Genomic DNA, 13205 nt, shown 5'->3' with positions numbered 1-13205 from the left:
AAAATCAAATATTAATTATGATTTTTGATATTTACTGACTAATTTTTACGCTTATTAACCATTTCTAAAATCCTAACTATGAAACATTCATCCATTTTAATGGCTGTACTGGCTTTTTTGATTTTGAGCTGTGGACAGCAAGAAAAATTTGATCCGAAGATCATTATCGCAGGAAAAGTAGCGAATGCGGATTCAAAAGAACTTAAGATTTACCTTCAGCAGGAGATTGCTGCTACTACCATCGCTGACGACGGAAGTTTCCAGGTGTCATTTGATGCAGAGGAATCAGAGAATTATTATGTAAGTATGGGTCGCGAGGGGTTCAATTTATTTCTAAGCCCAGGTGATAGCATTTTTGTTGAAGTTGATAAAGAATCATTCAATGATAGCTTCAAATTAGTTGGTGACCATGCTGCAGAAAATACTTACCTATTTGAAAAGAATCAGTATTATCAAGAAAGTGGTATTGGTAATATGATGGAATTGATGGGAATGGAAAAGGATGCTTATTTCGCAAAAAAAGACGAGTTTTTTGCTACACTTAAATCGAAATTGGAGTCAAAAAAGTCTCAAGAAGAATTAGACCCAGACTTTGTTAAACTTGAAGAGGCTTACTTTGAATACCAGCCCTTACTTTTTGATACGCAATACCCAATGTATCATGCTTATGTGAATAAAATTTCTCAAGATTCAATTGATTTTCCAAAAGAGGAGGTAAAAGCAAAGATTGCATCAATGGACCTTGGAAGAGCTGATTTGTTAAAATCTGGTCCATACAAGGGGCTGATTGACAGAAGAGTGAGTGATGAAATCAGCGAAATCATGAAGCAGGACACCACGCTTAGAGGAAGTTCTGAAGGTTATGAAAAAGCCAGATTTATGGCGATGGATAAATTGTTAGAAAATCCTGAAGTTAAAGATCAGTTTCTTTATGACTTTATCAAGTCTAACTTAGAGTATCGGGGACCTGTGCATGTGAAGTCTTCACTTGAAAAGTTTATGGCTGAAAATCAAAGTCCAAAACTTCAAGCGAAGCTAGAGGAAATCAAACAAAAGTGGGAACCAATCATGCCTGGTCAGGATGTCCCAGACTTTAATTTTGTCAATATAGAAGGAGATCCTGTGAATTTGAGTGATCTGAGAGGTAACTTGGTCTACGTGGATATATGGGCTACTTGGTGTGGACCATGTATTGCAGAGCATCCGCATTGGGATAAGATGAAAGAGGAATATAAGGATAAGCCTATTTCTTTCTTGACAGTTTCTATTGATGACAGTAAAGAACCATGGGAAAAAATGGTCAAAGCTAAAAATATGGACGGTTTGCAGTGGTTTACTGAAAATGCTTGGAAATCAGAAATTGCACAACACTTCATGGTCAATGCAATTCCTAGATTTTTGCTACTTGACAAAGAAGGGAAAGTGATAGATCCATCTGCTGATAGGCCTTCAGGAAAAATCAGAGAGACTGTAGACAAGTATTTATAGTAAATGGATATACTGAGCTTGGCCACAAACAAAAGAAAAGCCTAGATTAGCTTATAACCGATCCGCCGCAGCGGACAAGTTATTAATTTGATATTAGATGCTTATAGATATTGAAAATAAGCGAACAATCAACCATCGATTAAGGCTACTGGCAAAGAAGCATTTAATCAAATTATAGTATTAGGTATTTAAGATTCTGAGGATAACTGAAAGGACATACAACTTTAAAACCTAGATTTTGGAAAAAGAGGAAAATTTTAAAATTTTCCTCTTTTCTTTTTTATGCAAATAATTCCAAGGTATTTTTTATTAAAAAATTAGTATTAAATTTTCAGTCATAATCTTAAACTCAATTCTATGAAGAAAATTTTATTGCTTGTTTTTTTGTTTACTGCTTGCTTTGAAGGATTTAGCCAAGAGGTAATCAAATTTAAAAAGGGGTACGTTGGTATAAGTCTTGGATGGACAATACATACCGGATCCTCGTTTGGTCCAATGAGAATCGTGCCTGTACCTTCAGTTGATCCTGGACAAGAACAACAACCCATTATATTGGACCCCGCACCAGATTTAAAACCGGGAAGTATTGGTATCAACATCAATCTTATCGATGCTGGATATACATTTGGAAAACATTGGGGGATTGCGCTAAAATGGCAAGGAGGTGCTCATGTCAGCGAGCTAAACGGAGATACTTTTGTTTCTAGCTTTGGTATGATCATGTTAGGACCTATGTACACTTTGAATCTCCAAGATGATTTAGAATTAGATATTAAACTGAGAGGTGGTAGAATGTATTTTGGGAATGATTATACCATTGGTAATGGCTCAGGTGGGTCATTGCAAGAAAATATTAACTTCGGGTTGGAGTTTGGAGGATCCTTAAGGTACCATTTTGCACCTAAGTGGTCCTGGATCAATAATTTGGAATTTCAAAATCAATTTACTGAGTATTCTGATGAAAGGATTAACAGAATCAATCTTTCAACGGGAATCGCTTTTAGATTTTAAAGACACTTTATTTGTCCTTTGAGTCCTCAAATTAGAGTGTACAAATTCATTTTGTTTAGAAAGGGAGATGTCAAAATCTTCCTTTTTTTGCATGGGATTATATAAGTTTTAATTATCATTGAGGCCAATTCTAAATCACCCATAAAACCTACAAAAATAACATGAAGAAAATCACGCTTTTATTACTGATGATTGCAGTTTATGCGAATGGGTTTGCTCAAGAAGGTATCAAAAAAGGATACTTTGGAATAAGCCTAGGTCCTTCGATTCATACAGGTGGAAATATAAGGTATGTAAATGCCAATCCCGGAATCATACCTGGGTCGAATGATCCAGAAGTAGGGCCAGGTTCAGTTGGTTTCAATTTTAGTTTTGTAGATGCGGGCTATACTTTTGATCGTAACTGGGGGATAGCAGCTAAACTTCAAGGTGGTTTTTTTACCAATAAAGCTGATAGAAAAGTATTGAAATCTAATTATGGTGCTATTTTACTCGGCCCGATGTATTCCTATGAAATCCATGATGATTTGATCATTGATTTTAAAGCTAAGGGAGGTCGGTTTTTCAACGTTTTGGATTATACAGATGAGTTTGCAAATGGAACTCGAGTAAGTGAGTTTGATTTCGGAATTGAGTTAGGAGCCACCGCAAGGTATCACCTCTCTCCTACTTCTTCTTGGTTCAACAGTATAGATTTTCAAAATCAATTCAGAGGATCTGGTAATATCAGTAGAATCAATATAGCAACGGGGATAGCCTTCAGGTTTTAAATGATGCACCTTGGTCATATTCTACATTAATTATATCTTGTTGCTCCAACCCAATTCTAATTATGCTTGAAGTATTGGATCAAAGCACCTTAAATTTTGACCAAGGATCTTTGTTCATTCTTAATATCTCCTTGGCTATTATCATGTTTGGTGTAGCCTTGGATTTGAAAGTAGCTGATTTCAAAGCTATACTGACCAATCCAAGGTCATTTCTAGCTGGTATTCTGAGCCAATTTATTTTTCTTCCTTTTCTGACTTGGGTTTTTGTTTTGTTCGTCAATCCTCCTCCATCAGTTGCATTGGGAATGTTCCTTGTAGCAGCATGCCCTGGTGGAAATGTCTCTAATTTTCTCAGTCATCTTGCAAAGGGTAATGCAGCTTTATCCGTTAGTTTGACAGGGTTTTCTACTTTGTTTTCAATCTTTCTTACGCCATTCAATTTTGCTTTATGGGCAGGATTTTATGCTCCATCAGCAAAAATTTTGAGAGAAATCAGTTTGAGTTATTTTGATGTTTTTCAGACAGTTGCCTTAATTTTAGGAATTCCGTTGATTGTTGGGATTTTGATCAACAGCCGTTTCCCCTCTTGGAGTCAAAAAGCTACAAAAATTCTTAAGCCCTTAAGTATTTTAATTTTCGCAGCTTTCGTAGCCATCGCCTTTATTGGTAATTACAAACTATTCCTTCAATTTATTGGATTGATTTTTCTTTGGGTTTTAGGACATAATTTATTGGGTTTAGCCTCTGGATTCAGTTTAGCCAAGATTTTTAAATTAGATTTACCAGATACCAAAACATTAACTATAGAGACAGGGATTCAAAATTCAGGTTTGGGATTGGTCTTGATTTTTACCTATTTTGATGGTTTGGGTGGTATGGCTATTATTGCTGCTTGGTGGGGAATTTGGCACATCATCTCTGGCATGGCTATCGCCCTCTATTGGAAAAATACTCCCAGTATCAAATGAAGAACTTCTTTAATTATTGCTTAAGGCTGATTGTCAAACTAGCGCTCAATATCTATTTTGGAAAAATCATTGTAGAGGGGAAAAAATTTATTCCAAAAGACAAGGCTGTGCTTATAGTCTGCAATCATCAAAATGCCTTGATAGATCCTATCCTTATTGCTACCAATACGAACTTAAGGCCACATTTTCTTACTCGAGCATCAGTTTTTAGGCAATCTTTTATAGCTAAGCTGTTGAATTATATTCGGATGGTTCCCATCTACCGTGTTCGTGATGGTGTCAAAAATATGGAGAAGAATCAGGAAACGTTTGATAAAAGTGTTGATGTCCTTCTCAATAAAGGATCCATGCTGATTTTTGGGGAAGGTAGTCACAGCACATTGAGGAATTTAAGGCCATTGAAAAAAGGTTTTGCTAGAATTGCTTATCAAGCCCTAGAGAAGAATCCTGAACTTGACTTGGTAATTCTTCCAGTGGCGATCAATTTCAGCAACCACTTACATTCTGGTAGCCGAGTTAGAATCACATTTGGTGAAACCTTAAATCCAAAAATTCATTTTCCCAATTTTGATGCTTTGATAAAAGCAACTTATACTGCTTTGGATCAATTGGTTGTAACCATACCAGATCAAGAATATGAGGAAGATTTGACGGCTTTGATTGCCCATGATGTAGATTTGACTTCCAAGGATAAAGTAGATCAGTTTCTAGCTAAATCCTCTTCATCAAAGGGAAAAACTCAAAAATCCTATTTGAGAAATAAGCTAATGAAACTATTTCACCTTCCATTATATTGGCTTTGGTTATGGCTAGAGCCCAAAATCGAAGATCCAGCATTCAAAGCTACCTTCAAGTTCATCATTGGTCTCGTAGGAGTACCCGTCTGGTATTTAGCATTATACTTCACCTTATCTACAATTGGTCATCAAGATTGGGCAATTTCTTTTCTTTTTTTGGCGATGATTTTCCTACTTGCCAATAGAAATGGGCAGCAATAGCTTTATTTTTTTATCTTTGTAGTCATTCGTATAAACCCAAATCAAAAACACAATGGAACAAGATTTTCTCCCTATCAATGGGACAGATTACGTTGAAATGTATGTTGGGAATGCCAAGCAATCGGCGCTCTACTATCAATATGCTTTTGGATATGAATTGATCGCTTATGCTGGTCCTGAGACTGGAATTAGAGATCGTGCGTCCTACGTTTTGAAGCAAGATAAAATCAGATTGGTACTCACTACACCGCTCAATGAAAATCATCCAATAGCTGATCATATCAAAAAGCACGGAGACGGTGTAAAGGTCTTGGCTCTTTGGGTAGATGATGCCGTGAAATCTTGGGAGGAAACTACCTCAAGAGGAGCTATATCCTACGAAGAACCTAAGACAATTAAAGATGAAAACGGAGAAGTAGTAGTAGCGTCTATCAGAACTTATGGAGAAACTATTCACACTTTTGTGGAGAGGAAAAATTACAAGGGTATATTCCTCCCAGGATACAAGCTTAGGACTTCACAATACAAACCAACTCCTATAGGATTGAAATATATAGATCATTGTGTAGGAAATGTAGGCTGGGGAGAAATGAACAAATGGGTAGAATTCTATGAAAAAGTCATGGGCTTCAATCTTTTGATTACTTTCGACGACAAAGATATTTCTACTGAGTATTCTGCCTTGATGTCTAAGGTAGTTTCCAATGGTAATGGATTTATCAAATTCCCAATCAACGAACCCGCAGAAGGCAAGAAAAAATCTCAAATTGAAGAATATTTAGATTTCTATAACGGAGCAGGTGTACAGCACATGGCAATCGCTACAGATGACATTGTTCACACTGTTTCGGAATTGAGAAAAAGAGGTGTAGAATTCCTTGAAGTTCCTTCTACCTACTATGATGATCTGCTAGATAGGGTTGGAAAAATCGATGAAGACCTTCAACCACTCAAAGATCTCAATATCCTAGTAGATAGAGATGATGAAGGCTATTTGTTGCAGATCTTCACCAAGCCAGTGCAAGATAGACCTACACTATTTTATGAGATCATCCAAAGAAAAGGTGCCAAATCATTTGGAAAAGGGAATTTCAAAGCGCTTTTCGAAGCCATAGAAAGAGAGCAAGAATTAAGAGGGAATTTATAAAGCATACTATACTCCGAGGATTAATTTTCTCGGAGTATAGTATGCATTTTTTTCGACTAAAATTAAATATTACATATTCTTACATCCCGCAATTTTTCATCCTTCATCTTTCCACCTCCTCCTTTCAACAACTAATTCTATTCAATTCTTTCACTTTAAACCCATAATTTATAACTTGAATATTCATTCAAACTTTTTATAAAATGACCAATGTAGATCCAATGATTATAGCCAAAGCAACGTCTTGGCTGAAGAGTAACATCGATGAAAAAAGTAAAGCAGAAATTCAATCACTTCTCGATTCAACTGACAAGTCAGAATTGATTGATTCTTTCTACCGTGACCTAGAGTTTGGTACTGGCGGCTTAAGAGGAATCATGGGTGTAGGTTCCAATAGGATGAATGTCTACACAGTAGCCATGGCCACTCAAGGTTTGGCTAATTACCTTCTGAAATGCTTCCCCAATGAAAGCATATCGGTAGCGATCACCCATGATTGTAGAATCAACAATACGCTATTTGCAGATACCACGGCCAATGTTTTCACTGCTAATGGGATCAATGTGAAATACTTCAAGGAGATGCGCCCTACTCCCATGCTATCTTTTGCTATCAGATATTTTGGATGCAAAAGCGGTGTAATGGTAACAGCTTCTCACAACCCCAAAGAATACAATGGCTACAAGGCATATTGGGAAGATGGCGGTCAGGTAGTTGCGCCACATGATATCAATATCATCACAGAAGTACAGAAAATCACTTCAGTAGATGACGTCAATTGGGATAAAAATGACAGCTTGATCGAATATATTGAAGAGGATTTTGACTTGATCTATCTCAATGAAGTCAAGAAACTCAGTCTATCTCCGAACGCTGTTATGCTTCAGAGAAACATGCCAATTGTCTTCTCTCCGATACATGGAGCCTCAGGTAAGATGGTTCCAGCTGCATTAAAAGTCTTTGGTTTTGAAAACATTCATGTTGTCAAAGAACAAGCAAAGCCTGATGGTACTTTTCCAACAGTCATCTATCCTAATCCAGAAGAAGCTGAAGCTCTGACCATGGCCTTGGCATTGGGAAAGGAGGTAAATGCTGAGTTAGTGTTAGCATGTGACCCAGATGGAGACCGATATGCCGCTTGTGTTCCTGATGAAAATGGCAACTTTGAGTTATTGAATGGAAATCAAACAGGATCTTTGATCACCTACTACCTACTCAGTAAATGGCGAGAGCATGGCAAACTCACCGGTAAGGAATTCATGGTGAACACCATCGTGACCACAGAATTGATAGATGAAATCTGTAAATCTTTTGGCGTGACTTGTTATTCGGTTTTGACAGGGTTCAAAAATATCGCAGAAGTAATCCTAGCTCAAGAAGGTAAGCAAACCTACATAGGAGGTGGTGAAGAAAGTTATGGCTATCTAGTGGGTGATTTTGTCAGGGACAAAGATGGCGTATCCGCTTGCTCAATAGTAGCAGAAATCATCGCATATTATAAGTCTAAAGGTCAGACTGTTCAAGATGTCTTAGCTGAGATTTATATGCAGCATGATTTCTACAAGGAACACTTGATCTCAGTCACCAAGAAAGGTAAGGATGGTGCTGAGCAAATTCAAAACCTGATGGCTGGATACCGTGCTAACCTACCTAAAGAAATAAACGGTATACAAGTAACCAAAGTCGTAGACGTAAAAGAAAGTAAGGTCTATGATATGGTCAATGGGACGGAGCAAACTTTACATTTGGCTAAGTCTAATGTAATGCAGTTTTATCTAGCTGATGGAAGTAAGATTTCTGCCCGACCTTCGGGTACTGAGCCTAAGATCAAATACTACTTCTCTGTCCATGAAAAACTTCCAAATAGAGCAGCATATCGTGCGGTTGAGGCTTCCTTGGATCATAAGATTGAAGGCCTGAAGAGCTTTTTTGGATAATTTGACAATTAATAAAGCCAACATCAATTCATGATGTTGGCTTTATTTTGTTTGATAATATCAAGGATGAAATAGTTTTAAAAACTAGCAAGGGCTGGTATTTCTTTTCAGCCTTATTTTTCCTCTTTTTCAGACTTCATTTCTTCTATTTCCCGTAATTCCACTTTTACAGCTTGCGCTAGAGGAATAACTCCTTTCCCTACTTTCTCAGCGATGTAATAGGTGATCTGCCCCCCGAAAAGAAATATGACAACAGAATAATATACCCAGATCAAAAGGATTACCAATGAGCCAGCAGTGCCATAGGCTGATCCAAGATCTGAATTTCCTAGATACAGACCGATCATATATTTACCTAACACAAACAAAAGCATTGTGATGAATGCTCCTAGCCAAGTATCTCTCCACCTTACTTTGGCATCTGGTAGTATCTTGAACATCAAAGCAAATATCACCACCAATATGCCTTGCCCAATAATCAAATGCCCAACAGATGCCAGTAAGAAGGCCATAGATTCAAAAAAGTCAGAAAACCAATTGAAGATAACTATCAAAAGCGCATCCATGATCAAGGAAACCAGTAAGATAAATCCAATCGACGCAACCATTGAAAAGCTTAATAACCTATTGATCACAAACTTTAGGAAGCCTTTTTCAGGTTTTGCCTTGATATGCCAAATATGGTTGATGGCGTTTTGAAGACTTACAAAAACAGTGGTAGCACTAAAAGCGAGAATACCGATCGCAAAGAAGTTGGAAAAAACGCCATCTGCCTGAATTGTGAAATTAGCCATGATATCAGCCAAGGTCTGAGCACTTTCCTCTCCTGCCAGCTGTCTTACTTGTATAATGATCTCTTCCTTTACCTCTGACTCTTGATAAAATGCTGTACCAATATTCAAAATGATGATTAACAAAGCTGGCATACTGAAGATCGTATAAAAGGCCGTGCTTGCTGCGAAGCTCATCGAATCACTAGAGCCAAAGTCTTTAACACTGTCTATGATGATTTGAAAAAATGTGAGTTTCTTAATTCTCTTGATCATACAAATTTTATTTTTTGTCAACTAAGTCTTTTAACAAAAAGGACCAAGAATTAATTTCCCTGGTCCTTAATATGCTACTATACTTCTTCCCACAAGTCTCTCAGACTATATGGACTCTTAGAACCCGTGAAAAAGCTTCCGTCTATGAACCTATATTGATTTTTGATTCCAAGTAGTAAATCTAAATCGGGTGATTTAAACTGAATTGTGGCTGATTGAAAATTTTGATTGATTCTTTCTTTATTGACTGACTTTGGAATCACCGCGATATCTCTATGAATTGAAAAAGCAATCAAAACTTGAGCAGGGCTGACATCATATTGATCTGCTATTTGCTTTACAATAGGGTCTTCAAATAGATTAGGCTCGTCGGACTTTTTGATGGAAGTAGAGCGATCACCAGAACCCAAAGGGGAATATGCTGTCATCAGCATTTCTTTACCTCTACAATACTCGACCAACTTATCTTGACGGAGATAAGGATGCATTTCTACTTGATTCATCTCAGGACCTTGTCCACCTACAGCGAATAACTCTTCCAGCTTGGAAATATTAAAGTTGGAAACACCAATATGTCTGACAAGTCCTTCCGATTTAACTTGCTGCATGCCTTGCCAAGTCTGAGCTAGAGGTACATCAGAATATGTATAAAATTGCTCTCTACTTTCCGCAAAGCCAACACCCTTTTTAAAACTTATAGGCCAATGTATCAAATAGAGATCTAAGTAATCCAATTTTAAATCCATTAAGGTCTTGCTTAAGCCCTTTCTGACATCTTCTAATCTATGGCAATCATTCCATAGTTTGGAAGTGACAAACAAGTCTTCTCTTTTTACTATTCCATCTGCAATGGCTCTTGCCAATGCATCTCCAACTTCTTTTTCATTGTTGTATATTGCAGCGCAATCAATATGTCTATAGCCAGCTTCAAGTGCCCATAAGACAGCTTGAAAGACTTCTCCAGGTTTGGATTTCCAAGTACCCAAACCTAAAATTGGTAGTTGATCGCCATTATTGAATGTTAATGTTTTCATAAAAGTACTTCAGATTAATTCTTAGATAAAGATACGAATTCAGAATGGCCACAGACCAACCACTTGTACAATTTAATCTTGAAAGCGCTTGAGGTATTTGGCAAAATTATTCATGACAATCAAGTGTGCATGTGCTTGTGTATTGACATAAATATACCAGGGTAGTCGGGGTACGAATTCATGTATGGCCGAAATCATAAATTCACCATCCAATACCTCTCGAAACTCTAGCCAGCCATAATCGAAGCGTTTAACAAGCGAACCGCCTGTGATATAAAACAGCTGTCGCTTAAGATCACTCCTATCTGGAATCCAAGTCAATTGGAGTAAGGGTTTTTCCATATTTAATAAATGAAAACCTATATCGCCTCTTTGATTCTCTCTTGCTTTGATAATCGATCTAAAGAAGAAAGGTAGCCACACTTTGTACCTGTTTGCCACCCAAAGTGCGCTCTTATGCCTGGTATTTGGCAGTCTTTGTATACTTCTTACTGTATTCTTTACCGCTTGTAGTCTTTTGAATTTTGGTAATTTAGGAAGATGATTATTAGGATCTATGGCTATGGACACACTTTCTTCGTAAGACAAATAATCAATAGTTCTCAATTCAAAAACTAGGTCTGGATTAACAGTAAGTGTATGTTTTAAGCTGTCAACTAAGGGGTAAACAAGTTTTTTGGGGCTTTTACCAAAGTAGCTCACCCAAAGCTTGGAGAAACCAACTGAGAAAACTGGAACTGATTTTATCAACCGTTTTTTGCCCATCTTCCTGGCAGTAGTTTCCAGCATACTTTTATACGTAAGGATCTCAGGATTACCTATTTCATAGACCTTACCAAAAGCTTCTTCGTTACCGATACAGGTATCCATGATGGTCAGCGTGTCACGTAAAGAAATGGCTTGGGTATTGGACAAAGTCCATTGTGGACAGATCATTACAGGAAGCTTGTCAACCAAATGGTAGATCATTTGAAATGAAGAGCCTCCAGGACCCACTATGATTCCTGCTCTTAGCGCTGTCACTGGAGTTCCCGAACTTCCTAAGGTTTTTTCAACTTCAAGCCTACTCCTCAGGTGCTTTGAGATTTTTTGATCTTCTACTTCTTTGGGCAGAATTCCCCCCATGTAAATGATCTGTTTGATGTTGTTGGCCTTTGCAGCACGAGCAAAATTATCTGCCAAAAGCAAATCTGTATCTTCAAAACTACCCTGATTTAGCCTAGTAGAAGCAGACATAGAATGAATTAAATAAATAGCATAATCCACCCCCTTCAATGCTTCAATAGTAGAGGTAATAGAATATAATTCCACTGAGCGCCATTCTACTTGCGGATCTGGGTTGTTAAGTGCAACTCCCCTACTTAGCGCTATGATATGGTACTTATCTTTGAAGCGATCTATAAACCATCGCCCAATGTATCCTGCTGCTCCTGCTATTGCGATGGTCTTTTTCATTTTACATCGGTTTTTGTGTGCTGAGTAAAAGTGCTTCCGCTGCTTTTCTACCAGAAGTCATTGCAGCATTGATAGAGCCATTGAGTAGGTAGTCTCCAGCCAAAAACACATGGTCATTCAGTTTTGCGTTGGTAAAAGGAAGGCTTGATTTCATATCATCTACATCTGGTAGTGCATCTAAAATCTGGTAAGTTTTGATATGCTTGAAATATTCTGCCTTGATTCCGCTCAGGGCTTCTAATTCTATACTGATCAATTTCGCTAAATTACTAGGATCTTTGATTGATTTGGTCACAGAGACAGACAGTAATGCTTTACCATTTTGACTATAAGCTTTACTTACATCAGTCATAAATACAATATTGTTAATCAAATAGTTATCATCAGGTATCAATGCGATCATAGGTTGTATCAAAAAGGACTTCTCTAGGGAAAAATAAACATTGTACACTGATCTGAAAGGCTTGATTTGGCCTTCCAACTGTGGAATAATTCTGTCAGGTCTGCAAGCAATGATAACTTTGTCTGCCTTAAGAACTTCCCCATTTTCAAGAGTAACTTCTTGTCCCATGACTGATTTGACAGGGGAATTCAGTTTGATAGTGGTCTGATGTAACTTTTGGCTGAGCTGTTTAGTGATCTCTCCCATACCCTTTTCAGGAACTGCAGCATACCCTTCTCCAAACATCTTGAAAACAAACTGAAACATGCGTGAAGAGGTACTTAATTCGTTTTCAAGGAATATTCCCCTGAAAAAGGGCTTAAAGAAATTGTCAATTATTGTATCTGAAAAACCATAATCTTTCAAAAAATTTAAAGTAGACTTGGATGGTGTTTCAAATATCTCTTCAATTGACTTTTTTGCTAAATCTTTGTTGAGTTTATAAATTCTGATTTTATCTGTCAGACTACCAACTTTAGAGAAAATCATCCCAAAAAGTTTTGCAGGATCTCTCAAAGGATCATGAATCGCGAAGGAATTTCCTGGTTTCATGATGATTGCTCCTGGAGAGAAACGCTTGAGGTTTAGCGCTTCATAATCTAAGTATCTTTTTGCTTCAGGATATGCTGTCAATAAAACCTGGAATCCCCTATCCAACAAAAATCCATTTTTCTCATCTGTGATTACCCTTCCTCCTATTTTGTCTGTTGCCTCTAGTAGAACAGGCTTGACTTCAGATCTTTCTAACTCATATGCGGCAATAAGTCCCGATATTCCCGCTCCAATTACAATTACATTCATGTGTTACTTTGTGCTGTTGCTTAACAAATAGACCAAATTCAAACCAAATTGTTTAGGTCTAAATTAAGAATTTTGATGGTGTAATCATGCAACTTCCTTTTAAAAGAA

Annotated in this window: 11 protein-coding genes; 7 read left to right on the top strand and 4 right to left on the bottom strand. The window is 37.3% G+C overall.

Annotation, left to right across the window (positions count from 1 at the left end; translation table 11 throughout):
* Positions 1 to 78 precede the first annotated feature (78 nt).
* The 7 genes from BW935_RS06705 to BW935_RS06675 all read left to right on the top strand — a co-directional run bounded on the left by BW935_RS06705 (position 79) and on the right by BW935_RS06675 (position 8319).
* Complete coding sequence (locus BW935_RS06705) at positions 79 to 1488, top strand: TlpA family protein disulfide reductase (protein WP_076499793.1); 1410 nt, start codon at positions 79 to 81, stop codon at positions 1486 to 1488.
* A gap of 357 nt (positions 1489 to 1845) precedes the next feature.
* Positions 1846 to 2499, top strand: a complete 654-nt coding sequence (locus BW935_RS06700; RefSeq protein WP_076499791.1) for a porin family protein — start codon at positions 1846 to 1848, stop codon at positions 2497 to 2499.
* Positions 2500 to 2660: 161 nt separating this feature from the next.
* Complete coding sequence (locus BW935_RS06695; RefSeq protein ID WP_076499789.1) at positions 2661 to 3269, top strand: hypothetical protein; 609 nt, start codon at positions 2661 to 2663, stop codon at positions 3267 to 3269.
* Between the two features lie 62 nt (positions 3270 to 3331).
* Positions 3332 to 4237 carry a bile acid:sodium symporter family protein gene (locus tag BW935_RS06690; protein WP_076499787.1) on the top strand — a complete coding sequence of 302 codons (906 nt, stop codon included), beginning with the start codon at positions 3332 to 3334 and terminating at the stop codon, positions 4235 to 4237.
* Positions 4234 to 5235 carry a 1-acyl-sn-glycerol-3-phosphate acyltransferase gene (locus tag BW935_RS06685; protein WP_076499785.1) on the top strand — a complete coding sequence of 334 codons (1002 nt, stop codon included), beginning with the start codon at positions 4234 to 4236 and terminating at the stop codon, positions 5233 to 5235. The genes BW935_RS06690 and BW935_RS06685 overlap by 4 nt, the downstream gene beginning before the upstream one ends.
* A gap of 52 nt (positions 5236 to 5287) precedes the next feature.
* Entirely contained in the window at positions 5288 to 6382 is a 1095-nt protein-coding gene (hppD, locus tag BW935_RS06680) for a 4-hydroxyphenylpyruvate dioxygenase (RefSeq protein WP_076499783.1), read from the top strand.
* Positions 6383 to 6585: 203 nt separating this feature from the next.
* Entirely contained in the window at positions 6586 to 8319 is a 1734-nt protein-coding gene (locus BW935_RS06675) for a phospho-sugar mutase (protein ID WP_076499781.1), read from the top strand.
* A 113-nt stretch (positions 8320 to 8432) separates the two neighbouring features.
* Here BW935_RS06675 and BW935_RS06670 read toward each other — a convergent pair whose 3' ends face one another.
* The 4 genes from BW935_RS06670 to BW935_RS06655 all read right to left on the bottom strand — a co-directional run bounded on the left by BW935_RS06670 (position 8433) and on the right by BW935_RS06655 (position 13097).
* Positions 8433 to 9365 (bottom strand): YihY/virulence factor BrkB family protein, encoded by a 933-nt coding sequence (locus BW935_RS06670; protein ID WP_076499780.1) that lies wholly within the window; start codon positions 9363 to 9365, stop codon positions 8433 to 8435.
* 77 nt (positions 9366 to 9442) lie between these two features.
* Positions 9443 to 10399, bottom strand: a complete 957-nt coding sequence (locus BW935_RS06665) for an aldo/keto reductase (protein WP_076499777.1) — start codon at positions 10397 to 10399, stop codon at positions 9443 to 9445.
* A gap of 72 nt (positions 10400 to 10471) precedes the next feature.
* On the bottom strand, positions 10472 to 11854 hold the full coding sequence (locus BW935_RS06660; protein ID WP_076499774.1) for an NmrA family NAD(P)-binding protein: 1383 nt from the start codon (positions 11852 to 11854) through the stop codon (positions 10472 to 10474).
* 1 nt (position 11855) lies between these two features.
* On the bottom strand, positions 11856 to 13097 hold the full coding sequence (locus BW935_RS06655; protein WP_076499772.1) for a protoporphyrinogen/coproporphyrinogen oxidase: 1242 nt from the start codon (positions 13095 to 13097) through the stop codon (positions 11856 to 11858).
* Positions 13098 to 13205: the final 108 nt, after the last annotated feature.

This window comes from Belliella pelovolcani, from assembly GCF_900156785.1.
GTDB lineage: Bacteria > Bacteroidota > Bacteroidia > Cytophagales > Cyclobacteriaceae > Belliella > Belliella pelovolcani.
The sequence above is the reverse complement of the archived record's forward strand: the minus strand, read 5'-3'. Positions and strand labels throughout refer to the sequence as shown.

What these genes read in the sequence shown, in the direction of transcription:
- BW935_RS06705 (WP_076499793.1), top strand. Translation starts at nt 79, where the DNA reads ATGAAACATTCATCCATTTTAATGGCTGTACTGGCTTTTTTGATTTTG.
- BW935_RS06700 (WP_076499791.1), top strand. Translation starts at nt 1,846, where the DNA reads ATGAAGAAAATTTTATTGCTTGTTTTTTTGTTTACTGCTTGCTTTGAA.
- BW935_RS06695 (WP_076499789.1), top strand. Translation starts at nt 2,661, where the DNA reads ATGAAGAAAATCACGCTTTTATTACTGATGATTGCAGTTTATGCGAAT.
- BW935_RS06690 (WP_076499787.1), top strand. Translation starts at nt 3,332, where the DNA reads ATGCTTGAAGTATTGGATCAAAGCACCTTAAATTTTGACCAAGGATCT.
- BW935_RS06685 (WP_076499785.1), top strand. Translation starts at nt 4,234, where the DNA reads ATGAAGAACTTCTTTAATTATTGCTTAAGGCTGATTGTCAAACTAGCG.
- hppD (WP_076499783.1), top strand. Translation starts at nt 5,288, where the DNA reads ATGGAACAAGATTTTCTCCCTATCAATGGGACAGATTACGTTGAAATG.
- BW935_RS06675 (WP_076499781.1), top strand. Translation starts at nt 6,586, where the DNA reads ATGACCAATGTAGATCCAATGATTATAGCCAAAGCAACGTCTTGGCTG.
- BW935_RS06670 (WP_076499780.1), bottom strand. Translation starts at nt 9,365, where the DNA reads ATGATCAAGAGAATTAAGAAACTCACATTTTTTCAAATCATCATAGAC.
- BW935_RS06665 (WP_076499777.1), bottom strand. Translation starts at nt 10,399, where the DNA reads ATGAAAACATTAACATTCAATAATGGCGATCAACTACCAATTTTAGGT.
- BW935_RS06660 (WP_076499774.1), bottom strand. Translation starts at nt 11,854, where the DNA reads ATGAAAAAGACCATCGCAATAGCAGGAGCAGCAGGATACATTGGGCGA.
- BW935_RS06655 (WP_076499772.1), bottom strand. Translation starts at nt 13,097, where the DNA reads ATGAATGTAATTGTAATTGGAGCGGGAATATCGGGACTTATTGCCGCA.